The organism is Streptomyces diversicolor (genome assembly GCF_057537855.1).
In genome coordinates this window covers 292,974-314,649 of the sequence record NZ_BAAJXA010000004.1, presented here as the reverse complement: position 1 = coordinate 314,649, position 21,676 = coordinate 292,974, and the positions used below count along the sequence as shown (strand labels likewise).

General features: G+C 71.6%; 21 protein-coding genes. 6 read left to right on the top strand and 15 right to left on the bottom strand.

Annotated elements, in window-relative coordinates; genetic code table 11:
• Window positions 1–10: 10 nt before the first annotated feature.
• From AC27LF_RS06830 to AC27LF_RS06820, 3 genes are all read right to left on the bottom strand, one after another.
• Window positions 11–1,177, bottom strand: coding sequence for a S1 family peptidase (locus AC27LF_RS06830; protein ID WP_479663942.1), 1,167 nt, complete (start codon window positions 1,175–1,177; stop codon window positions 11–13).
• Window positions 1,178–1,385: 208 nt separating this feature from the next.
• Window positions 1,386–2,150, bottom strand: coding sequence for a GNAT family N-acetyltransferase (locus tag AC27LF_RS06825; RefSeq protein WP_479663984.1), 765 nt, complete (start codon window positions 2,148–2,150; stop codon window positions 1,386–1,388).
• A gap of 176 nt (window positions 2,151–2,326) precedes the next feature.
• Window positions 2,327–2,971, bottom strand: a complete 645-nt coding sequence (locus AC27LF_RS06820; protein WP_479663941.1) for a class I SAM-dependent methyltransferase — start codon at window positions 2,969–2,971, stop codon at window positions 2,327–2,329.
• Between the two features lie 134 nt (window positions 2,972–3,105).
• On the opposite strand from AC27LF_RS06820, the gene AC27LF_RS06815 reads away from it, so the two are divergent.
• The 4 genes from AC27LF_RS06815 to AC27LF_RS06800 all read left to right on the top strand — a co-directional run bounded on the left by AC27LF_RS06815 (window position 3,106) and on the right by AC27LF_RS06800 (window position 6,907).
• Window positions 3,106–4,536, top strand: coding sequence for a sensor histidine kinase (locus tag AC27LF_RS06815; RefSeq protein ID WP_479663983.1), 1,431 nt, complete (start codon window positions 3,106–3,108; stop codon window positions 4,534–4,536).
• Entirely contained in the window at window positions 4,497–5,204 is a 708-nt protein-coding gene (locus AC27LF_RS06810) for a response regulator (RefSeq protein ID WP_487231267.1), read from the top strand. Before AC27LF_RS06815 ends, AC27LF_RS06810 begins: the two co-directional genes overlap by 40 nt.
• Before the next feature lie 120 nt (window positions 5,205–5,324).
• Window positions 5,325–6,089, top strand: coding sequence for a polysaccharide deacetylase family protein (locus AC27LF_RS06805; protein ID WP_479663939.1), 765 nt, complete (start codon window positions 5,325–5,327; stop codon window positions 6,087–6,089).
• 38 nt (window positions 6,090–6,127) lie between these two features.
• Complete coding sequence (locus AC27LF_RS06800) at window positions 6,128–6,907, top strand: maleylpyruvate isomerase family mycothiol-dependent enzyme (RefSeq protein WP_479663938.1); 780 nt, start codon at window positions 6,128–6,130, stop codon at window positions 6,905–6,907.
• 201 nt (window positions 6,908–7,108) lie between these two features.
• Here the strand turns inward: AC27LF_RS06800 and AC27LF_RS06795 are convergent, their stop codons facing one another.
• Window positions 7,109–8,299: an AI-2E family transporter gene (locus tag AC27LF_RS06795; RefSeq protein ID WP_479663937.1), complete on the bottom strand. Its 1,191-nt coding sequence runs from the start codon at window positions 8,297–8,299 to the stop codon at window positions 7,109–7,111.
• Window positions 8,300–8,412: 113 nt separating this feature from the next.
• Here AC27LF_RS06795 and AC27LF_RS06790 point away from each other — a divergent pair, with 113 nt between their 5' ends.
• Window positions 8,413–9,219, top strand: a complete 807-nt coding sequence (locus tag AC27LF_RS06790) for a chitosanase (protein WP_479663936.1) — start codon at window positions 8,413–8,415, stop codon at window positions 9,217–9,219.
• Between the two features lie 34 nt (window positions 9,220–9,253).
• Here AC27LF_RS06790 and AC27LF_RS06785 read toward each other — a convergent pair whose 3' ends face one another.
• On the bottom strand, window positions 9,254–9,988 hold the full coding sequence (locus AC27LF_RS06785; RefSeq protein WP_479663935.1) for a TetR family transcriptional regulator: 735 nt from the start codon (window positions 9,986–9,988) through the stop codon (window positions 9,254–9,256).
• 83 nt (window positions 9,989–10,071) lie between these two features.
• Here AC27LF_RS06785 and AC27LF_RS06780 point away from each other — a divergent pair, with 83 nt between their 5' ends.
• The gene (locus AC27LF_RS06780; RefSeq protein ID WP_479663934.1) at window positions 10,072–11,220 is read left to right on the top strand and encodes an acyl-CoA dehydrogenase family protein; all 1,149 of its coding nucleotides are present in this window, start codon (window positions 10,072–10,074) and stop codon (window positions 11,218–11,220) included.
• Window positions 11,221–11,419: 199 nt separating this feature from the next.
• Here AC27LF_RS06780 and AC27LF_RS06775 read toward each other — a convergent pair whose 3' ends face one another.
• The 10 genes from AC27LF_RS06775 to AC27LF_RS06730 all read right to left on the bottom strand — a co-directional run bounded on the left by AC27LF_RS06775 (window position 11,420) and on the right by AC27LF_RS06730 (window position 21,537).
• Entirely contained in the window at window positions 11,420–11,674 is a 255-nt protein-coding gene (locus tag AC27LF_RS06775) for a site-specific integrase (RefSeq protein WP_479663933.1), read from the bottom strand.
• Window positions 11,675–12,458: 784 nt separating this feature from the next.
• The gene (locus AC27LF_RS06770; RefSeq protein WP_479663932.1) at window positions 12,459–13,313 is read right to left on the bottom strand and encodes a hypothetical protein; all 855 of its coding nucleotides are present in this window, start codon (window positions 13,311–13,313) and stop codon (window positions 12,459–12,461) included.
• Entirely contained in the window at window positions 13,294–14,166 is an 873-nt protein-coding gene (locus tag AC27LF_RS06765; RefSeq protein ID WP_479663982.1) for an aldo/keto reductase, read from the bottom strand. Before AC27LF_RS06765 ends, AC27LF_RS06770 begins: the two co-directional genes overlap by 20 nt.
• 29 nt (window positions 14,167–14,195) lie before the next feature.
• The gene (locus AC27LF_RS06760; protein ID WP_479663931.1) at window positions 14,196–15,383 is read right to left on the bottom strand and encodes a cupin domain-containing protein; all 1,188 of its coding nucleotides are present in this window, start codon (window positions 15,381–15,383) and stop codon (window positions 14,196–14,198) included.
• Between the two features lie 14 nt (window positions 15,384–15,397).
• Entirely contained in the window at window positions 15,398–15,535 is a 138-nt protein-coding gene (locus tag AC27LF_RS06755) for a hypothetical protein (protein WP_479663930.1), read from the bottom strand.
• A gap of 466 nt (window positions 15,536–16,001) precedes the next feature.
• Window positions 16,002–16,835 (bottom strand): helix-turn-helix domain-containing protein, encoded by an 834-nt coding sequence (locus tag AC27LF_RS06750; protein WP_479663929.1) that lies wholly within the window; start codon window positions 16,833–16,835, stop codon window positions 16,002–16,004.
• The gene (locus AC27LF_RS06745) at window positions 16,832–17,344 is read right to left on the bottom strand and encodes a DUF6879 family protein (RefSeq protein WP_479663928.1); all 513 of its coding nucleotides are present in this window, start codon (window positions 17,342–17,344) and stop codon (window positions 16,832–16,834) included. Before AC27LF_RS06745 ends, AC27LF_RS06750 begins: the two co-directional genes overlap by 4 nt.
• On the bottom strand, window positions 17,328–17,540 hold the full coding sequence (locus AC27LF_RS06740; protein WP_479663927.1) for a hypothetical protein: 213 nt from the start codon (window positions 17,538–17,540) through the stop codon (window positions 17,328–17,330). Before AC27LF_RS06740 ends, AC27LF_RS06745 begins: the two co-directional genes overlap by 17 nt.
• A 494-nt stretch (window positions 17,541–18,034) precedes the next feature.
• Window positions 18,035–20,320 carry an FUSC family protein gene (locus AC27LF_RS06735; RefSeq protein WP_479663926.1) on the bottom strand — a complete coding sequence of 762 codons (2,286 nt, stop codon included), beginning with the start codon at window positions 20,318–20,320 and terminating at the stop codon, window positions 18,035–18,037.
• Window positions 20,321–20,463: 143 nt separating this feature from the next.
• Window positions 20,464–21,537, bottom strand: coding sequence for an alkene reductase (locus AC27LF_RS06730; protein ID WP_479663925.1), 1,074 nt, complete (start codon window positions 21,535–21,537; stop codon window positions 20,464–20,466).
• Between the last annotated feature and the right edge of the window lie 139 nt (window positions 21,538–21,676).

Genomic DNA, 21,676 nt, shown 5'->3' with positions numbered 1-21,676 from the left:
TGCGTGCTGGTCAGGCGGTGTGCAGGGTCAGACCGTACCGGTTCAGGATCTCGTTGACGGGCTGGAACCAGGTCTCGCCGCCGCTGCTGCAGTTGCCCCAGCCGCCCGAGGTGACCCCCTGCGCCTGGTCGCCGCTGATGAACGAGCCGCCGGAGTCGCCCCCTTCGGCGCAGACGTTGGTCTTCGTCATCTGGTGCACCGCGCCCTGGCTGTAGTTGACGGTCTCGTTCTTGGCGAGCACCGTGCCGCAGTGCCAGTGCGTGGTCGACCCGGACCGGCAGATGGACGCGCCGACGGGTGCCTCGGCCGAACCGCGCACGAGCTGGTCGGAGACGGTGCCCCAGCCGAGCACGACCGGAACCGTCCACCAGCCGCTGCCCACGTTGACCCAGGCGTAGTCGTTGTCCGGGAACGACGAGCCCTGGAAGTTGCCGATATAGCTGCCGTCCCAGCCGCTGACGCCGGCGCTGGGCCGCCCGCAGTGCCCGGCGGTGACGAACCCGCCGTACACGGAGAAGCCGATCGAACAGCGGACGTTGCCGGTGTAGTACGGGTCGCCGCCCACGGTGCCCGCGGCGAGGGTCGCCGGCACACCGGGGATCGCCTCGACGGTGACAGGACCGGCCTTGCGGGCCCGGGCGACGAACGATCGGACATCGTTGTCAGCGCGCTTGCCCTCGGCGACGTTCACGACCACGGTGCTCGCCCGCGGGTCGACATGCCAACTGGTCACGCCCGCCGGGGCGGAGAGCTTGTCGAGGCGCGCCCGGGTGGCGTCCAGCTCACGCGCGCTGTGTTCGACACTGGTCACGCTCGCGCCGGTCGCCCGGATCGCCTCGCGGGTCGCGGCGGGGGTGTCCGGGGTGACGCCGACGGTGAGGGTGCCGCTTGAGGCGTCGAACCAGGATCCGCCGAAGGACGCCCCCGCGGCCCGGCGCGCCGCCGGCTCCGCGGTCGTGGCCCGCTGTTCGGCGGCGAGCCTCGCCTCCGCCTCGGCCTTCGTCAGGTGCAGGTCGCGCTGCATCGCGGAGAGCAGTGCGGCCCCTGCGGGCGCCTCGGCGGACCGGGGCGCGGCCGGGGTGTCGGCGGCGGAGGCGGGCAGGGTGCCCGCCGTCACGCCGACGCCGAGCATGAGGAGGACGGCGAGGCCGGCATGCGTGAATCTGGTGCGTCTCATGGGGGTTGCCCTTCGTCGTTCCAACGGTGGTGGGGGTGGAACAGCAGACAGTGAGAGCGCTCTCAGTCCTGTGGCGGAGCCGAGCCTAGCCGTTGATCATGAACAGGTCCATGCCAATGCGGCCAGGCGTTCCTGACGGGCCGTCCGATCTTGTCGGACCCGCCGGGTGCCAACGCAGGCCCAGGCCGGCCCTGTTCAGGACGTCGGTTCACGCATGGACGGCGTGTTCGGTGAACCGGCCGCACGGCCGAAAGCCCAGCCGGCGGTAGACGGGCTCCCCGTCGGCGGACGCCTGGAGCACGGCCACGCTCAGACCCTCGGCCCGGGCCGCATGGAGCGCGGCGAGGGTGACGGCCGTGCCGTAGCCGCGTCGCCGGTGAGCGGCGAGGGTGGCGATGTTGTAGAGGCCGGCGACCCCCGCGTACGCGAACACCTCGGCCGTGCAGACCGGTTGGCCCGCGACGTAGCCGACCAGGTAACGGGCCGGGCTGCCGGCGGCCAGGGCGAGGGGAGCGGTCCGGGCGAAGAAGCGGCGGACGGTGTCGGAGGGCGGGCTCCAGTTCGCGGCGACCACCTCCGCGTAGTCGGCGAGCCGCGCGGCCGTGGTGACCGGCCGGATGTCCACCCCCGCGCCGTCGGCGGACGGCAGGGAGCCGTCCAACTCGGCCCACATGGCCGTCTCCTGCTCGGCCGCCGGCAGCCCGGCGGCGGACAGCCGGTCGGACAGGTCGGGCGGCATCGAGGCGGGCCCCACCCACCAGGAGAAGCCGCGGCCGGTGGTGGCCAGGGCCCGGACGGTCTCGGCGATGCGCGCGGGCGCGGCGGTGGTGGTGAAGCGGGCCGCGGCGACGATGTTGAACGTGTCGTCGTCCAGGCCGCTGTCCGCGACGAGGAGATCGCCGGGCTCGGTGACCGTCGCGCCGCCCAGGCCGCGATGCAGATGGCAGGCGTGCTCGGCCAGGTTGCGTTCCATCCTGGCCGACAGGTCCACCGGGTCGGTGACGGGGGTGTTCAGCAGGTCCACGGCGGTCGACTCCATCACGATCACGCCCGTGGCGCACCTCATTTCCCGGCATGTCCCGGCGTCGAGCACGACCGGTGGCGCACCTCATGTCCCGGCGTGGAGCACGATCGTGCCGGTGGCGCACCTCAAGTCCCGGCGTCGAGCGGCGTGCCTTCGGCAGCGGACGAGCCCGCCCGGCGGGCGTCACCCGCGGCGGGCCGTGGACAGCGCGCCCGGTACACGAACGCCGGCGGCACGTTGGGCCACACCACCGGCCCGCGTTCGACCAGGCCGAAGCGGTCGCGCAGGCCGTCGGCGAGGCGGCGGCCCGGCGGGGTCCAGGCGGCGTGCAGATAGGCGAAGGTGGTGAAATGACCGTCGGGCGCGAGGCCGGCGGCGACCGCGTCCAGGGTCTCCTCCCGTTCCCGGGCCGGCATGACCGTCCACGGCAGTCCGGACACGATCGCGTCCACCGGGCCGCCCGCCGCCTGCGCCAGTTCGGCCGCGGCGCCGTTCACCACCGTCAGCCGCGCGTCGCGCCGGGTGGCCGCCAGATGCGCCGCGAGCCGCGGATTCAGCTCGATCGACACGAGCCGCGCGTCCGCCGGCAGCAGCCGCAGCAGGACGTCCGTGAACACGCCGGTGCCCGGCCCGAGTTCGACGACGAGCCGGGCCTCCTCCAGACCGATGCGATGGGTCATGGCGCTCGCGAGCCGCCGCGAACTGGCGGCCACGGCCCCGGTCATGAGGGGCCGCCTGAGGAACTGCGTGGTGATCGACACGGCCGCCATGCTCGGCAGTCGCGGTGTGACCCGGCGTCGTACTCCCGGTCCGTGCGGGTCCTCCTGCGGGAGGACCCTGGTGCAGCCCACGGGGTGACGACGGGGCCCTTCGGCCGCCGTAGCGTGAGGTGGTGTTTCGCCTGATGGAGAGCCTGGCGAGATGGCGAGGGCGCCACCCCCGGCTGATGGACCTTCTGCTCGTCGTGCTCGTCGCCGCGCCGCCGGTGATCCGGGACCAGCCCGGCTGGCGGCCCGTGTGGGTGCAGATCGCGGTGCAGGCGGCGCTCGTGCTGCCTCTGCTGTGGCGGCGCCGGCACCCGGTGGCGGTCGCCGCGTGCGTCACGGCCGCCTTCTGGGCGCAGCACCTGGGCGAGGTCTGGGGCCGCGAACCCGGCCGCGGGGCCCTCGCGCTGGCCGCGGTCCTCTACACGCTCTCGGTGCGCGGGCTGCGCCGCGCCGCCGCCGTGACCGCCGCCTGCGCGGGCGTCTGCGTGCTGCTGTGGGCGCCCGGCTGGGTCGCCGACTACCCGCGGGCGCGGACCGGCGGCGTCGCCTGGCTCACCCCGCTCTCCGTGGTCCTGTGGCTCGCGGGCGCCTGGATCCTCGGCGCGTACGTCCGCGCCCGCCGCGCCTATCTCGCCGAGTTCGCCCGCCGCGCGGAACTGGCGGAGTCCCGGCGGCTGGCGCTGGCCCGCGCCGCCGTCGCCGAGGAACGGGCGCGCATCGCCCGCGAGATCCACGACGTCCTCGCGCACGGCGTCACCGTCATGGTGCTCAACGCCGAGGGGGCGAGGCTGGCCCGCGACACCGACCCCGCGGCCCCGGACCGCGCGCTGCACACCATCGGCACCACCGGCCGGGCCGCCCTGCGCGAACTCCGCCAACTCCTCGACGTGCTGCGCGCCGACGAACCACCCGCGGATGCGCCACGCGTCGGCGAACCACCCGCGGATGCTTCCCGCGCCGGTGACACGCCAGCGGACGCCTCACGCGTCGGTGACGCGCCCGTGGATGCTTCACGTGCCGGTGACACGTCCGTGGGTGCTTCCCGTGCCGGTGACGCGCCCGTGGATGCCTCACGCTCCGGTGAACCGCCCCTGGATGCCCCACGCGCCGGCGAACACCACCACCGCTGCGGCGAGTTCACCAAAGCGGGTCCCACCCTCGACGATCTGCGCCCGCTCGTCGACCGCCTCCCCGGCTCCCGCCTGGAGCTGAGCGGCGAGCGCGACGGGGTGTCCGCGGCGGTGGCCGAGCAGACGTACCGCATCGTGCAGGAAGCGTTGACCAACGTGGCCAAGCACGCCTCGCAGGGTGCGGTCGCCCGGGTGCGGATCGACCTCGGAACGCCGGGTCCCGAACGCCGGGTCCGCATCCGGGTGGACAACTCGGCGGGTACCGGGGCCGCACCCCCGGCCCTTCCCGCGTCGGCCGGCCGCGGACTCGTCGGCATGCGGGAACGGGCGGCGCTGTACGGCGGGACCGTCGAGGCGGGTCCGCTGCCCGACGGCGGCTACCGGGTGGAGGCCGCCCTGTGCCCGGCGCCGCGCCGGCTCGCGGCGGCGCCCCGGTGAGCGGGGCGGCGGCCCCGCACCGCGTGCTGCTCTGCGACGACCAGGAACTGATCCGGATGGGGCTGCGCATGGTGATCGACAGCCAGCCCGATCTGACCGTCGTCGGGGAGGCGGCCGACGGGCGCGCCGCCCTGGAGCGCAGCGCCGAACTGCGGCCGGACCTCGTCCTGATGGACGTCCGCATGCCCGAGGTGGACGGCCTGGCCGCGACCCGGGAACTGTGCGCCCTGCCGTCCGCGCCCAAGGTGCTGGTCGTCACCACCTTCGACATGGACGAGTACGCGTACGGGGCGCTGCGGGCCGGGGCCAGCGGGTTCCTGGTCAAGGACGCGCTCGGGGAGGAGATCCTGGTGACGGTCCGGGCGGTCCTGCGCGGCGACGTCATGATGGCGCCGTCGGCCGTCCGCCGGCTCGTGGAGCGGTACGTCCTGCCCGCGGCACCCGGCGCGGAGCGTGGCCGCCTCGCCCGGCTGACCGACCGCGAACGGGACGTCCTCGCCCTCGTCGCCCGGGGCCTGAGCAACACGGAGATCGCCGCCCGGCTGTTCCTCGGGGAGACGACCGTCAAGACCCATCTGGGCCGCATCCTGGCCAAGCTGGACCTGCGCGACCGGGTGCACGCGGTGATCTTCGCCTATGAGAGCGGCCTGGTCCGGGTGGGCGGCTGACCGGCACCGCCCGGTGGGACGCCGGCCGGGGCCTTCCCGCGTTCTCTTACCCGACTCTGTCCGTCCGGGCCCGCCGGCGGTCCGACAATGGAGGCGGGGCCATGAGACCGAGGTGGTGCGATGGCGGCCGTGGCGCTGCGGCGGCGGGCGGTGACGCTGATGACCGGCACCGTCCTCGCGGCCGTGACGTGCACCGCCGGCCCGGCGGCCGGCGCCGCGTCCCAGGGCCCGCCCGCCACCCCGGCCGGCGGAACCAGGCCGCCGCCCGTGGACTGCCGTCGCACCCCGTGCGTCGCGCTGACCTTCGACGACGGTCCCACCGGCTACACCCCCACCGTGCTGCGTGCGCTGGAGCGGCAGCACGCCGTGGCCACCTTCTTCCTCATCGGACCGCACGCGCTCCAGCGCCGCGCGGACGTACTGCGGGAATACCGGGACGGGGACGCGATCGGCGACCACACGGTCACCCACCCGCGCCTCACCCTGCTTCCGCCCGACCGGATCCGCCATGAGCTGGGGACCGCGGCACGGCAGATCGCCTCGGTCACCGGGCACCGGCCGACGATCTGCAGGCCGCCGTTCGGCGCGTGGAACGCGAAGGTCCGCAAGGCGGCGGCCGCGGCGGGCCTCTCGGTGGTGATGTGGAACGTCGACCCCCGGGACTGGAAGCACCACGACCCCCGGCTCATCGAACGGCGCGTGCTCACCGGGGTGCGGCCCGGCGCCGTCGTGGTCCTGCACGACCGGTACGCGACCACCCCGCAGGCCGTCCCCTACCTGCTGCGCGCGCTGAAGGCCCGCGGCTATGCGCTGGTGACGGTCCCTCAGCTCTTCGCCACCAGCGGCGGAATGCGCCCGGGTGTGGTCTACCACCACGGCCCGTGACGCCGGAAAACAACCGGCAGAGGGCTTAGCCTGGCGCCATGCCCCGATGGGACCTCGACCGTTACCGCAGCGAAATCCTCCGGCAGACCGGCCTGTTGCGCTCCCTGCTGGGCGGCGCCGACCCCGCGGTCCGCGTGCCCACCTGCCCGGCGTGGAACCTCGGCCAGCTGGCGCGGCACGTCGGCGGCGCCCACCGCTGGGTGGAGACCATTGTCCGTACCCGCGCCACCGAACCGGTGTCCCACCACCTCCTGGACGAGGTCTTCGACTACGGCGACCAGGACACGACCACGCTCGACGTGTGGCTCGCCGACGGCGCCCGGCACCTGACGGACGCGCTGGCGGACGCGGGCCCCGACACCCGCGTGTGGACCGTGGTGCCCGATCAGCCTCTGGTGTTCTGGGCCAGGCGCATGCTCTTCGAGACCGTCGTCCACCGGGCCGACGCCGCCTGGACGGTGGGCCGCGGCTACCAGCTCGATCCGGCCGTGGCACGGGACGGACTGGACGAGTGGATGTCCTTCGGCACGGTGCCCGAGGCGTACGACGGGAGCGACGCGCCCCTGCTCGGCGCCGACCGCACCCTGCGCTTCTCGGCCACCGACGATCCCGCGGGTGACTGGTTCGTCGACCTCACCGGCGACGCTCCCCGCCGGCGGCACACGGGCGAGGAGGCGGCGGTGACCGTCCGGGGACCGCTCACCGATCTGCTGCTGCTCGTCTACGGCCGGCCCGTCGAGGAGCGCATCGAGGTCGAGGGCGACCGTCCGCTGCTTGATCTGTGGCTGCGCCGGACGGGCTTCTGGCTCCACGAGTGACCAAGCGCTCCGCTGGATGCGCCGCGGTGTGCCGTCGGTTGTCCGCGGCGGTGTTGTGGTTGGTCGGGCCCGCGCGGCGGAGTCGCCTGCCGATACGGCCCCGCGCCCCTTGGGGCGGGGTCCGCTGTCGGTCGTCCGCGGCACCGTCGTGGTGGGTCGCGCAGTGCCCCGCGCATCTTTGGGGCGGTGCATCGGGCGCGCTCAGGGCGGTACCGCGCGCAGGGCGCGCAGTACCGCCCAGATGACGGAGATGAGCGGCACCGCCACGACCGCGCCGATCACACCCGCGACGATGCTGCCCGCGATGACGGACACGGCGACGACCAGCGGATGGAGCCGGACCGCCCAGCTCATCACCAGCGGGTGCAGCACATGGCCTTCCAACTGCCCGATGACGACGATGAGCGCCAGGACCAGCGCCGCCGTGACGGGGCCACGCCCGGCGAGGGCGACGACGGTGGCGACCGCGAGCGCGACCGGCGAGCCCACCAGCGGCACGAACGCGGCGAAGAACTCCAGAAGGGCCAGCGGCAGCGCGAGCGGCACCCGGAGCGCGAGCAGGGCCACGCCCACGAGGACCGCGTTGGTGGCGGCCACGATGATGATGCCGCGCGTGTACCCGGCGAACGTGTGCCAGGCGGCGCGCCCCGCCCGGTCCCATCCCTCGCGGGCACCCGCGGGCAGCAACTGCTCGCGCGCCCAGCCCCACAGCCGGTCGCCGGAGTGGATGAAGAAGACGGAGGAGAAGAGCGCGAGGGCGATCCCGGTCACCACCTCGACGACCCGGCCGAGACCACTGGCGGCGCTGCTGAGCAGGCTCCCCCGGTGCGTGCTCAGGTAGTGCATCACCTGGCGTTGCAGTTCGGCGAGCCGGCCCGGGCTGAGCCGGAACGGGGGCCGCTGGAGCCACAGTTCGATCCGGTGGATGCCGCCGCGGAACTCTCCCGCCAGTTTCGCCGACTCGCCGGCCACCGCGTTGCCCACGAGGGCGAACAGGCCGAGCAGGACCAGGATGCTGCCGACGAGCGCGAGGGCCACGCACAGCGGCCGGGGGAGCACGTGGTTCAGCAGGTCGGTGACGGGGCGCAGGACCGCGGTGATGACGAGCGCGAGGAACAGGGCCACGGCGACGAGCTGGAAGCGGCCCAGGATGGTGAACAGGCCGTAGACGACGATGCCGACGAGGATGAGCCGCCAGGCGTAGGCCGCGCCGACCCGCAGCCACGGCACCGTCCGCTCGGGCGCGTCGGACGCCACCGCCGGGGTGCCGTGCGGGCCGGGACGGACACGCGACGGCAGCCGCGCCGAGTGGGCGGGCCTGCTGCCGAGGACCGCGCCCCGCGCCCCGCGCCCGCGGCTCGCGCCTCCCGGCCGTCTCTGATGACCAGTCATATCCAGAGCACCGTACGGGCAAGCGGGGCCGCCCGCGGGGTGCAACGCGCACGGACGGGCGGACGCCGTCGGCATGGACGCCCGTCCGGGCCGCGCTCTTGTGCGCTTTCGTCATGACATGGCGTCGTCCGATCCTACGAACTTCCCGTACCGCGGCGGCGGCCCTCGGCGCCCTCAGTGCCGCGCCGCGCGCCACCGCGGCGCAGGCGGCACCGGGCCTCGACGACCCGGCGAAGAAGGAGACGGCCATGAAGCTCGTGTCGAGCGCGGAGAACTCCTCGCTCGACTGGAAGGCCCAGTACGGATACATCGAGGACATCGGTGACGGCCGCGGGTACACCGCCGGCATCATCGGCTTCTGCTCGGGCACCGGCGACATGCTCGACCTCGTACGGCTCTACGCGGACCGCAGGCCCGGCAACGTCCTCGCCCGGTACCTGCCCGCGCTGCGCCGGGTCGACGGCACCGACTCACACGCCGGGCTCGACCCGGACTTCCCCCGCAGCTGGCGCACCGCCGCCGGGGACCCCGTGTTCCAGCAGGCCCAGAACGACGAGCGGGACCGCGTCTACTTCAACCCCGCGGTGCGCCGGGGCAAGGACGACGGGCTGCGCGCGCTCGGCCAGTTCGCCTACTACGACGCCATCGTCATGCACGGCGACGGCACCGACGCCACCGGCTTCGGCGCCATCCGCGAGCGGGCGCTGCGCTCGGCCCGGCCGCCGGCGCGGGGCGGCGACGAGACGGCGTACCTCGACGCCTTCCTCGACGCCCGGGTGTGGGCCATGAAGCAGGAGGAGGCGCACAGCGACACCAGCCGGGTCGACACCGCGCAGCGCGTGTTCCTGCGCAACGGCAACCTGGACCTGAACCCGCCCCTGGACTGGAAGGTCTACGGCGACAGCTACCACATCGGCTGACGGCATGGGTACTGAGTGCCTTCGGCCCGGGCACTCAGTTCCCTGTCTTGGTGCCCCGCTCCTCGACCTGCTCCAACTGCTGCACGATCCGCCACATCGGGGTGCTGCTCCGGGTGACCACGACCAGGGTCTCGCCGGTGTCGCCCCAGGTGCGGTGGACGAGGTCGAGGGCCCGGTCGATGCCCGCCGCGGCATCGCCGCGGGCACCGGAGCGCAGCCAGGCGCGCAGCCCGTAGTTGTGAGCTGCCACCACGCTCGCGGCGACCGTGTACGCCCGGACGTCACCGTCCGGCAGCGCCGCGAACCGCTCCTTGAGATAGCCGGCGAGGGCCCGCTCGTAGCGCCACACCACGGACGTCTCATGGGCCTTGAGCGCCGGCACCTTGCGCGTGAGCGCGTACCGCTTCACCGAGAACTCCGCGTTCTCCGCGTACATGCGCATCACAAGCCGGGCCGCGCCGCAGGCCCGGGCGACCGGGTCGGGGTCCCGGGCCCCCTCCGCCAGATACGCGACCATGTCGGCGAGCGCCCGCTCGTGGTCGGGGAAGACGACCTCCTCCTTCGTCGGGAAGTACCGGAAGAAGGACCGGCGGCCCACGCCCGCCCGGCGCACGATGTCGTCGACGGTCGTGGCGTCGTAGCCGTGCTCGGTGAAGAGCTCGAACGCCGCGGAGACGAGGAGATCCCTGATGGGAGCCTTCTCCTGGTCGTCGGCGGCCGGGGCGTCGCGCCCACATCCGCGCGTGCTGGGGTCGTGCTGCTCGTCCATGACCCGAACGTACCTGCTCCCTTCCGGTGTGGCACTCACTGTGCATAATGAGGGTACTGAGTGCCATATCCGTGGGAGAGCTGATGTCGGACTTCGACCTGTACCGTCCGTCCGAGGAGCACGAGATGCTGCGTGCGTCCGTGCGTGCGCTGGTGGCGGCGAAGATCGCGCCGTTCGCGGCGGAGGTGGATGAGGAGGCGCGTTTCCCGCAGGAGGCGCTGGACGCGCTGGTGGCGAGCGATCTGCACGCGGTGCATGTGCCGGAGGAGTTCGGGGGCGCGGGGGCGGACGCGCTGGCGACGGTGATCGTGATCGAGGAGGTGGCGCGGGCGTGTGTGTCGTCGTCATTGATTCCGGCGGTGAACAAGCTGGGCTCGCTGCCGGTGATGCTCGCGGGTTCGGCGGAACTGAAGAAGCGGTATCTGGCTCCGCTGGCGCGGGGTGAGGCGATGTTCTCGTACTGCTTGTCGGAGCCGGAGGCGGGTTCGGACGCGGCGGGTATGCGGACGCGGGCGGTGCGGGACGGTGACCACTGGGTGCTGGACGGGGTGAAGCGGTGGATCACCAATGCGGGCGTGTCGGAGTTCTACACGGTGATGGCGGTGACGGATCCGGGGGCGCGGTCGCGGGGGATCTCGGCGTTCGTGGTGGAGAAGTCGGATGCGGGGGTGTCGTTCGGGGCGCCGGAGCGGAAGCTGGGGATCAAGGGGTCGCCTACGCGTGAGGTGTATTTCGACGGCGTGCGGATTCCGGCGGAGCGGATGATCGGCGCGGAGGGCACGGGGTTCGCGACGGCGATGCGGACGCTGGACCATACGCGGATCACGATCGCGGCGCAGGCGCTGGGGGTGGCGCAGGGGGCGTTCGAGTACGCGAAGGAGTATGTGCGGGAGCGGCGGCAGTTCGGGCGGCCGGTGGCGGATTTCCAGGGTGTGCAGTTCATGCTGGCGGACATGGCGATGAAGATCGAGGCGGCGCGGCAGCTGACGTACGCGGCGGCGGCGAAGTCGGAGCGCGGGGACGCGGACCTGACGTTTCAGGGGGCGGCGGCGAAGTGTTTCGCGTCGGACGTGGCGATGGAGGTGACCACGGACGCGGTGCAGTTGCTGGGCGGGTACGGGTACACACGGGATTACCCGGTGGAGCGGATGATGCGAGACGCGAAGATCACCCAGATCTATGAGGGCACGAATCAAGTCCAACGGGTCGTCATGGCAAGGAACCTTCCCTGACAGGGTTTTCGCAGGTCAGAAGCTGTTTCGAAGGTCCGGAGGGACGCCCTCGGCTTTCTGCCCGTTGCGGCCCGATCAGGGCCGTTCCTGGGCGTCATGCTGGGGAAATCCTGGGTAGATGCCGGGCTGGAAATAGCTTCTGACCTGCACAAACAACACAGCCCCCGGCGCGGCGCCGGGGGCTGTTGTCGTACGCGTATCAGGCGACCTCTGATGCCTCCGTCGGGTCGTCGGCGCCGGGCGTCAACATCGTCGCAATGGCGGCCCGGCCGCGCTGCTCAGCTCCTTCGAAGATGTAGTGGTAGTGCTCCCTCAGTACGTCCGTACTGCTGTGGCCCATCCAGTCGGCCACGTCGTTCTCGGGGACTCCGGCGTACAGCCGCCGCGACCCGTAATAGTGCTGGAGTGAGTGCGCCTTGCAGTACCTCACCTGTCCCTTGCCCAGAGCCTCCATCCAGATCTTGATGTGCCGCCGAAGTCCGAAGGCGACGTTTGGAGGGAGGGGGACGGAACGCCCTGGCTCGCCTTCGTCACGAGCTTTCCCGTTCCTGTCGCTGTCCGTGCTGGCCGGCTGCGGCGCAGAGTCACCGGAACTGTCACCGCGGATTGAGAAAACGGTGGCCGGTCGGCCCGTCTTCCCCGATTGCTCCACAGTTACGACGATTCCGGGAAGTGCCTTCACAGCTTCGGCGCTGGCTCCGACGTGACGTACGGGAGTATCTGAGAGGACGTGGCCCGACCTCCGTGCATCTCGATCCGGGCCCGAACCTTGTCAGCGAGACTGAGCGGCTGCCGCTTCACCTTCGGAGAGGTAGCCCCCTTGGTGATCCGTACGGCGTCCTGCACCGATCGACGGACCAAGCTGAACGCGGCGCTTCCCGTCACGCAGAGCCGCAGCCGGCCAGCGCGGAGCGTGAGCAGAACCGCTCAACGGTCGTCCGCCTGGACGCTTACCGCCCGGTACCGAACCGGGCCCCGGAGCCTGCGCCGGAACCAAAGCGGTCGGAACTGTCTGGAGACACGAATCCCTTCCTCGCGCTGCTCTGACTGCTCGAACAAACCCAGGAAACGCCCCTACCGGATCGGTAGGGGCGTTCTTTTGCTTGCTGAGCGGCGGAGTGCCCGGGACACCAAGGGAGAGAGCGTCACGGCCATCGCCAAGGCGCTGGGAATCTCCCGCGCCAACCTTGTACCGGCACGTCGGTGAGAGCGCCTGAGACAGGCGCACAGGGGCACGGTCAGGCGCTCACCTCGGAGTGCACCGGAACGGGCGGGCGCACTCCCGTGAGTGCCTCCGCTCGGGCAACCAGGTGGGGCGCAAGGTCGGGGTACCAGCCACGGGCTACGGCTTGCAACATCTCCGCCAGGGCCGCGAGTTCCCCGATTCGACCGGCTGGGGTGTCGAGGATCGGCGCGAACTCCTTGCGGATGCGGGCGGCTATGTCGGGAACGAGCAGGCTGTTCGCGTGGAGGAGCCCCGCGTCATAGCCGAAGGGCACCAAGCCCCAGCGTTCCCAGTCCAGCAGGGTCAGAGCCACGGCCGTGAGGTTGCCCCAGTGCAGGTCACCGTGACCGGTCACCCGCTCCACCCTGGCGGGTGCCGGGACGCCGAGGAACTGAGGGAAGGCCCGCTCGATCCAGCCGTCCCGGACGGTGACCTTCACCCCCTCAGCTTCAGCGAGCAAGGCAAGGGCGTGGCGAAGGTCCGCCCACCACTCGTCGGGCAACCCGGGGTCGTGGTCGATGTCGGCTCGGTCCGGGGACACGGTGGGGTGCGTGACGTAGTCGAGGACTTCCGCCTCGAAGGCCCACTCGCCGTCGGTCCAGTCGTGCACCTCGTACAGGCGCGGGCGCGGGACAGCGTCAGGCACGAGCAGGGAGGCCCCGACGATGCCCTCCCCCTGCTTCCTGCCCGCGTTGCGCTTCGCTGTCCGGCTGACCCGTAGCCATCGGTCCCCTGCCCGGCGTCCGAGGGTCACACCGAGGAAGCCCCACGCCAGCGGACCCGAGCACGTCAGCCCCAGAGCCTTGGCCGCCCGGTCGTGGGCGGCCTCCATCAGGGCCTGTACCTCCTTATTCAGAGGCGAGTTCATCCGTCACCTTCCTGAGTTCCTGGGCCGTCAGCGGCGCAGCCAGAGCCTTGGCGGCATCGTCCCAGTGTTCGCGGGTGCTCGCGGAGGTGAGGACGATATCGAGGCCGGGGCAAGAGCCAGCGGCCAGCAGGGCAGCGGCTGCGGCCGACAGGCTGGGACGGATGAGGTTCACCAGTTCGGGTGTCATGGCGTCAAGGAGTTCGCCCCCGTGCAGGGGCGCGGAGCCGAACGTGATCACCCCGGCGTCCTTCGCCTGCACCAGTGGTCCGCCGCCGCTCAGCGCCTGTGTGATCGGGGCATCCATGATCAGGCTGACGGGGATCTGCAAGCCCGTGAAGTGATGCTCGGCGGAACCGGCCGCCTGCCGGGCGAGCGCGAGCAACTCGGGCACCCTGAGCGCTCCGGAGGTCAGGCCCGACCAGGTGGCGACGCCGTACCCGCCGATCCGGCCCCCATGGGCGAACTCCTCCAGCGCCGTGAAGGCTTCCCGCACACGCCCGTGCAGAGCGGCACGGTCAATGCCGTGCCCGTGGTGCTCCGGGTTGTGCACGAACACCAGGTCCACGCGCCCGAGCGTGGCCAACGACCGCTCCGTCTGCCAGCGGACGAAGCCCCGCTCAAGGCTGTGCCTACCGGACGCCTCTTCCCGGGTGAGCACGCCCTCAGCCAGGGCCGTACCGCCCTGCTCCTCAGTGAAGAACCCCGTCTTCGTGGCTACCCGCACGGCCGGGTACTCCCCGAGAACCGGGCGCAGTTCCTCATGCGCCCGACCTCGACCGTAGTTGGGTGCTGTGTCCACCCAGGGGCTACCGGCAGCCAGGGCGGTGCGTGCCGCCTGACTGACGGCACGCACGCGGTAAGTTCCCAGGCAGAGCGCGGCGGTCACAGCGCCGTACCCACGACTGCGACGGCATGGCCGTCGATGAGGACGGAGACCAGTTCGGCCACCTCCTTGACCTCCAGTCCGGCGGAGTCGGCCATCTCGCCCAGCGTGGTCGGCTGATTGGTCAGCAGCGTGCCCAGCGCGGGCGCGGCGGACTCGGCGAAATCCCAGGCGGTACCGGCCGCCGAGAAGGTGACCGTGCCCTGTGTGAGGTTCGCTGTCAGACGGCCCCTCGGAGCAGTGAGCTTGACGGTGATCTCGCCCCGTGCGGGGAGTCCGTCGACGTACGGCAGGGACGGAATCGCGTGGCCCAGGTCGGTCGTGTCGATCGACTCCGCCCACCGCTCCACGAGGCGCGGGTCTGCCATCATGTCGGCCACCTCACGGCGTACGGCGTCGATGAAGTCCGACTGTTCCGCCAGCGAGCCGAAATGCGGTACGTCCTTGCGCAGCGCGAGGGAGGCCCGGAGCTGATCGACGACCCACAGCATGAGGTCAGCGCCCGTGTGCGGGACCATCCCGAACGTGAGGTGCAGGGATTCAGTTCCCTGATCAGCGGTGACCGCGTGCCACCACCCGCGCGGCAGGTAGAGCACGTCACCCGGGGACAGAACGAGGTCCGCTACCGGGTCGCCCTCCGGCTCTTCCGGCGACTCCACGTCCCGGAAGGTGGGCGCTTCACGGGTCATCTCCCACAGGCGCCACCGCTTGGAGCCGTGCAGTTGGACCACCACCACATCGTGGTCGTCCCAGTGCCGGCCGAAGCCCTCCCGCTCGGTCCACGAGGCGTACACGTTGGCCTGTACGGAAGTCCCGAGGAAGCGTTCCAGCCCCTCCGCAGCCGCCCCCACGGCGGGGTGGATCTTCTCCACAGCATCGAGGACCAGCGACGCCCCGTCCCTGAGCTGGGCATGGAAGTCGGACGGCTGGATGCGGGACCAGGTGACCGCGCGGCGGTTCGTGGTCGGGATCGCGTAGCGGTGCAGCGGGACCATCTCGCCGTCAGCCGACAGGCGCAGCCGGGGCGGCTCCAGCCGCTGCGTGGCGATGATCCGGTTCAGGTCGTCCCAGGAGAACAGGCCCGCCGTGTCGGCGACGCCGGGGAAGTGCGCGTACGAGCGGTGGTACGTCTGGGCGAGGAACCTGTCCCCGCCCAGACGCCCCGCCCACGAGGCTGTATCAAGCAACGTGGGCGCTCCCGTCAGTCGTTGCCGTCGGAACGGCCACTGCTGACGTCCGACTCCTGCTCGGCGCGGGTCCGCGCGGCCACGATCTTCCGCTTCGCGACGAGCAGGCCACCCCCCTCGGGGGCCATCGAACCAGTGTTCTCTTCCGCCATCGGACTACCTCTCTTCTCGGGAACTCCCGCCGGGAATCCGGCGGGAAGCAAAAGGGACAGCGGCGAGCACGGCGGTTACCGGAGAGCCAGGGTTCCAACGAGAACCAGGGCCAGGCCGCCGAGGACCATCGCCAGGTAGAGCGGACCTGCGTACCGGCCGAAGCGGCGCAGTACCCACCGCTCTAAGCCGGACATCACTCCGATCCCGGGGGCGACAGGCGCCCCGTGCACCGAGGGCACCCACACGGCGGGTACTTGGTCGGCGAACCCAAGATCACCGCGTTGCGCGGCTTCACGTTCACTGTGCGCACCGGGCCGTACGTCCTACCGCCGTCGTACGACACCCGCAGAGTCATGCGCCCGCCGTTGCGGTTTCTCGTTTCGTCTCGCTCGGTCGCCGCCATGGGGGAAATCATTGACCCGGAAAGCGGCGGCTGTGTAGTTCTTTCCCGTCATGGACTAAAGATCATGAACGGCAAGCGGTAGACCACTCCGTCAACAAGGCCCGTGCTTCCTCCCCGAACAACGCATAATCCTCCAGCGTGGAGAACAGCTCCAGGTGCATTTCGATGTCTCTTGGATCTCTCAGGATCACGACACCGGTCGTGTTCTCCACGGTGGCCAGCGTGTTGTCATAGACGGTGAAGGTATCCATCGGAGCCATGGGCTTGTACCCCACGATTGGGATGACGCCGAGCTTCACGTTCGTAAGGTGAGTCAGTGAGGCCAGCCGGTCAATCTGCATCGCCATTGCAGCCGGGGGTAGGAGCGGCCATCTCACAGCCTGCTCAGTCAAGATGAAGGTGAACCGCTTCTTGGTGTCGTAAAGAACCTCCTGCCGCTCCAGCTTCCTCGCGATCGTCTTAGTGACATCGGCCGGGGAATGGGCAAGGCTGGCCCGGATGTACTCGGGGGTGGACAGCAATCCTGTAATCATCGAGAGCAGGAAGAAGCGGAACTCCGTGGACGAGGATTCAAGGGCAGCAAGTTCAGTCTGCTTCTTCTCCAGGCCCCTGCGCCGCAGCGAGCGCAGGTCTTGCCATTCCGTGTTGGCCAGCCTCGCGAGGGCGATGACCTCTTCGATGACCTGGGGCGGAGCCACGACGGCCCGGAGGATTCTTTCCAAATCCAGCAAGCTCGGTTGGGCTTTCCCATTCTCGATCCGACTGATCTTCGATTGGGACATGTTGCAACGCCGAGCGAGCCGGTCCCCAGTGAGGCCGGCTCGCTTGCGTAGTTCTTTCAGCAGGGCGGCCAATTCTTGCTTCGGCTGGCCCAACTGTTCAGGGTCGAACGTCACCCGCTCACGTACTCCAGGAATGGAACCGACTCGGCAACGGCAATCCGCTTCCACTGCCGATACGCCTCAGGATCGCCCTCGTACAGTTCCCGGTTTATCTGCGTTCCGTCCGCCCGGTAGTTCATCAGGACCACCTTGGACTCATCGAACATCCAGAAATCCTGATCCGGAAGCCCCGGGTTCTCCCGCTCGGTGAGGTCGAGAATGCGGATATCCTCGCCCGCCTTTACGTGATGCCGGTAGTAGTACTCGAACTCGAACCGAAGATAGTCCGAGAACGGGCGGGTCACGATATGCACCCTGCCGACCCTCTTTCCTTCCGAGGTCCATTGCCGGACCTCGTCCATCCAGCCCGAGGTGTAATCGGCGGGCGACTTCTCCCCGGCGAGAAAGCGTTTCAGCTTCTCCGCTTCCTGGGGCATGGTGTAGACGGGCAGCGTTTCCAGCCGCCACGCCTCCCGCTCCATGGAGTCGAAGCAGTCATTCCACGCGTCACCATCCAAGTGCACGAAACGCCTCCCTGAGAACCGACTCCGGGATTTCCACGAGCCCTTCCCCAGTGGGCGGGGTGAAGGCGTCGGACACGTCGCCCTGCACCACGAATGAGCCGGTTGCCGTGCGGTACACGTTCGGGCAGTCCTTCTCTCCGCACTCGCCGTTGCCGCCGTTGCCCGTGAGCCGGGTGAGTGCCGAATGTTCGGACATGCCAACCCCCCTTGCTCTGGCCCCGTTTGGGCCGCCTGGCCAACGACAGTAGAAGGGGCTGCGCTACGCGTCTATGCGTGAACGCGACTATGCCTGTCCTTGCATAAAGTGGGCCAGGACCACCCCAGGACGTGGTCATGCTCCGGTGCCTGCGCAGACTGGGCGGACCTGGTCGCCGTCGGGTACGGCTGACGGCAGCCCCGAGGACGGACGCCTCGAAGGAGGGTTGGTCACATGACCAACGCATGACCAACAGCGGCCGGGAACGGGCAGAAGTGCGCCTCCGGCCTGCGCAGACTGTTGGCGATCATGGGGAAATGCTGGGGTGGTCCTCTCTGGGAGGGGTGTTCGTGCAGGCCAGAACCGTATGGCCTGTAAAGCACGCAGATCTGCGAAGGCACCAACCACGTCCAACGGGTCGTCATGGCGCGCAATCCGCCGTGATCGGCTCCGGCTGTGACCCGCGGTGATGCCGTTCTCGTGTCGGTCGGCTGTCAGGTTTCGTAGTGGCGGGCCGCGGCGGCCAGGGTGGGCTGGAGGCGGCGGGCCGCGCTGAGATGGTCGGCGGTCCAGATGATGCGGACCGCCGTGTCCGAGGCCCGTCCGCGCTCGTCCAGCAGATCGCGGCGCACCGACTCGACCAGTCCCGCCGCGCTGTCCGGGTCGGGCGGCAGCGGATCGGGCACGCACTGAGGCCCGCCGAGGCACCCGGCCAGATCCCGGTACCAGCCGGTCACCCGGCCCGCCGCGGCGAGCAGGACCTGCCGGGCTGCGGCCCGGTCGGCCCCGTCGGAGGGGTCACCGGCCCGCCGCCACAGCCCCAGCACGGCGTCCGCGGCCAGCCGCAGCCCGACGATCCCCGTGACCAGGGCGGTCATGTCGGCCAGCGGGACGGGCTTGGCGCCGCGCTCGGCCAGATAGCTGCGGAAGGCGTCGTCCAGGCGTCGCGCGGACGCGGCCGCGCGACGCCCCTGCTCCAGCGGCGCGTCGGCCCGCGTCGGCGGCCTGCCGCACCTGCCGACGGCGTACTCCACCGCGCCCGCCAGATAGCGGGCACTGTCGGTGTACGCGGCGGCCAGCGCCCGGTCGACCGCCGCCGTGGCGCCGCGCGGCCAGAAGAACAGGCCGACCAGCACGCTCACCGCACAGCCCAGGCCGATGTCCTGGATCCGCAGCAGCACGATGTGCCAGTTGGGGTTCTGGCCGATGTTGAACAGCACGACCAGCGTGACCGTGAAGGCCGCCTGGCCCGCCGTGAACGAGACGGCGGCCGGCGCGATGCCGGCGACCAGCACGGCGAGCGGCAGCAGGAACCAGAGCGCGGTGCCATGGTGGCCGATGAGCTGCAGCAGCCCCGCGCCGAGGACCGAGCCCGCGAGGGTGCCACCGAGGGCGCGTACCGCGTTCTGCCCCGTGCTGAGCGCGTTCGACCGCAGCACCGACAGTGTGCCCAGCAGCACCCAGAAGGAGTGCTGGACACCGGTCACGTCGGCCAGGGCGACGGCGATGCCGAGGCCCAGCGCGCCGCGCAGACTGTTGTGCAGCCACACCGAGTGCGGCTGGAGATGGGCCGCGGCCCGCTCGCGGGCCGCGGCCAGCGGCCCGGCGAGCGCCCCGGGTTCGCGGCCCAGCAGCCGCTCCGGCCAGGTGCGCCGCTCCGCCGCCGTGGCCACCCGCACGTTCTCCGCGATCTGGAGGGTCGCGAAGCCCAGTTCCTGGGCGCGGAAGGACACGTCCAGGGCGCCCAGGAAGGCGCGGACCTCCGCCGCGGTCCCGGGACGGTGGTGCACCGGCACCCGGACGGTGGCCGCGCGCTCCAGGCGCGCCACGGCCGTACGCAGATCGGCCGCGACGGCGGTGATCGTGTCGGGTGCGGTGCGCGGACCGGCGAGCAGGTCGGCGGCCGCATCGAGGACCGCGGCGGCGGCCCGCAGCACGGCGTGGGCGTCCGCGTCGCAGGCACGGCAGTCGGCCGCGGGCCGTCCGGCGTCGGCCGCGACGGCGGTGAGCCAGGTCAGCTCGTCGACGAGCCGCACGAGGGCACGGGAGCCCGCGGACAGACCCGTGGGCCGGTACGGGGTGGCGTCGAAGGCGGAGCGCAGATCGGCCGCCGCCGACGCGGTCCGCGCGGCGAGTTCGGCGCGGCGCCCGGCCGCCTTCGCGTCCGGCGCGGCCGTCGACCGCGACACCTGGGCACGCAGGTGCGCCGCCGCCGCACGGCACACCCGAGCGGCCGGCGCGCTGAGCGGGTCGGCGACCGGCCGGGGCCACAGCAGGCAGACCGCCCACAGTGCCGCCAGCGCGGCGAGCCCCGCCCCGGCCAGCCGCTCCGGGATCTGCGACAGCGGCGCGGGCGAGGTCACCGGCAGCACGAACGCCAGCAGCAGCGAGGTGGTCGCACCCGCCAGCACGGAGCTGACCACGCCCGAGAAAAGGATCAGGAAGCCGACCACCACCATGGCGGCGACCGCCGCCCATGTCACCCCGGCGACCAGCGAGCCCAGACAGATCAGCACCGCCCAGGCCACCGCGAGACCCAGATACGCCCGCAGCCGCTGCACCGTCGGACCGGTGAACTCGACCAGCAGCAGCATCGAGATGGACGCGAACGCGGCGTAGGTCGCCATGACGGGCGAGCCGATCACCTGACCGCACAGCGCGAACAGGGCGGGCATGACCAGCGCGGTCCGCCCGGCCCGTCGGGTCGCCGCGAGGTCCGGGTCGTGCGCGCGCAGCCACGCCAGGAGTCTCGTCGGCGGGGTGCCGCCCCGTTCTCGCATCGGCCCGCGCACCTCCCGCGGTCGGCCCCTCCGCCTGCCTGGACGACGTCAGTATCGGCCACACCGGGCGCGCGTACCCGGCGCGCGGGGCCGGGCGGGGCCGGACCCGGGCGGCCCCCGGCGCACCGGGTACGCCGGGGGCCTCAGGCCGCGTACGGGTACGCGGGGTAGGTGAGGTAGCCGGCGTCGCCGCCCTCGTAGTACGTGCTCTCGTCGGCCGGGGCGATCGGCAGTCCGGTGCGCAGCCGCTCGACCAGGTCGGGGTTGGCGATGAAGGCGCGGCCGAAGCTGATCAGGTCGGCGCCCAGGCCCAGCCAGCGGTCGGCCGCGGCCCGGTCGGTCTGCCGGGGGCCCATGGGCAGCACCGGGTTCATGATCAGCGTGCCCGGCCAGGCCCGGCGCAGCCCCAGCAGCGTGTCGTCGGCGGAGGTGGCCTCCAGATGGACGTAGGCCAGCCCCAGGCGGGACAGCTCGGCCAGAAGCGCGGCGTACAGCTCGGGCACGTCGGTCTCCTCGACGCCCCAGAACGTGCCGCCGGGGGAGAGGCGGATCCCCGTGCGCGATGCGCCCACGGCGTGAGCGGTCGCGGCGGCGGCCTCGACGGCGAACCGGATCCGGTTGGCCACCGAGCCGCCGTAGCGGTCGGTGCGCACATTGGCGTTGGCGGAGAGGAACTGCGAGATCAGATAGCCGTTGGCGCCGTGCAGTTCGACGCCGTCGAAGCCCGCGTCGACGGCGCGGCGCGCGGCCCGCGCGTACGACTCGGCGTGCTCGGGCACCTCGTCGGTGGCCAGGGCGCGCGGCATCGGCGCGGGCTGGGGTCCGGTGGGTGTGAACACGTCACCGACGGCCGGTACGGCCGACGGGCCGACGGGCTGGTGACCGGTGGTGTCCGGATGGGAGACCCGCCCGCCGTGCATCAGCTGGGCGAAGATCCGGCCGCCGTTGCTGTGCACCGCGCCGGTCACCGCGCGCCAGGACGCCACCTGCTCATCGCTGTGCAGTCCCGGCGTGCCCGGATTGGACTGGCCGATCAGGCTCGGCTGCACCCCCTCGGAGACGATGAGCCCCGCCGTGGCCCGCTGGGCGTAGTAGCGCGCCATCGACGGCGTCGCCAGGCCGCCAGGGGCGGCCCGCACCCGGGTCATCGGGGCCATCACCACACGGTTGGGCAGCGCCAGGTCACCCAGGCGGTAGCCGGTGAAGAGGGTCGTCACGTCGTGTCTCCTCGGTCGTTCAGGGCATCGGTCGCCCGGCAATCGGTGATGCCCGGCCGCCGGGCACGCCGGTTACGCTAGAACCTGACATTGATGTCAGAGGCAAGGTCTGTGACGTGGTTCACCACCGACGGGAGGC

Bases quoted from the DNA above. Each gene is read 5' to 3' on its own strand.
- AC27LF_RS06830 (WP_479663942.1), bottom strand. From the start codon at position 1,177: ATGAGACGCACCAGATTCACGCATGCCGGCCTCGCCGTCCTCCTCATG.
- AC27LF_RS06825 (WP_479663984.1), bottom strand. From the start codon at position 2,150: ATGGAACGCAACCTGGCCGAGCACGCCTGCCATCTGCATCGCGGCCTG.
- AC27LF_RS06820 (WP_479663941.1), bottom strand. From the start codon at position 2,971: ATGGCGGCCGTGTCGATCACCACGCAGTTCCTCAGGCGGCCCCTCATG.
- AC27LF_RS06815 (WP_479663983.1), top strand. From the start codon at position 3,106: ATGGAGAGCCTGGCGAGATGGCGAGGGCGCCACCCCCGGCTGATGGAC.
- AC27LF_RS06805 (WP_479663939.1), top strand. From the start codon at position 5,325: ATGGCGGCCGTGGCGCTGCGGCGGCGGGCGGTGACGCTGATGACCGGC.
- AC27LF_RS06800 (WP_479663938.1), top strand. From the start codon at position 6,128: ATGCCCCGATGGGACCTCGACCGTTACCGCAGCGAAATCCTCCGGCAG.
- AC27LF_RS06795 (WP_479663937.1), bottom strand. From the start codon at position 8,299: ATGACTGGTCATCAGAGACGGCCGGGAGGCGCGAGCCGCGGGCGCGGG.
- AC27LF_RS06790 (WP_479663936.1), top strand. From the start codon at position 8,413: ATGACATGGCGTCGTCCGATCCTACGAACTTCCCGTACCGCGGCGGCG.
- AC27LF_RS06785 (WP_479663935.1), bottom strand. From the start codon at position 9,988: ATGGACGAGCAGCACGACCCCAGCACGCGCGGATGTGGGCGCGACGCC.
- AC27LF_RS06780 (WP_479663934.1), top strand. From the start codon at position 10,072: ATGTCGGACTTCGACCTGTACCGTCCGTCCGAGGAGCACGAGATGCTG.
- AC27LF_RS06775 (WP_479663933.1), bottom strand. From the start codon at position 11,674: ATGGAGGCTCTGGGCAAGGGACAGGTGAGGTACTGCAAGGCGCACTCA.
- AC27LF_RS06770 (WP_479663932.1), bottom strand. From the start codon at position 13,313: ATGAACTCGCCTCTGAATAAGGAGGTACAGGCCCTGATGGAGGCCGCC.
- AC27LF_RS06755 (WP_479663930.1), bottom strand. From the start codon at position 15,535: ATGGCGGAAGAGAACACTGGTTCGATGGCCCCCGAGGGGGGTGGCCTG.
- AC27LF_RS06740 (WP_479663927.1), bottom strand. From the start codon at position 17,540: ATGTCCGAACATTCGGCACTCACCCGGCTCACGGGCAACGGCGGCAAC.
- AC27LF_RS06735 (WP_479663926.1), bottom strand. From the start codon at position 20,320: ATGCGAGAACGGGGCGGCACCCCGCCGACGAGACTCCTGGCGTGGCTG.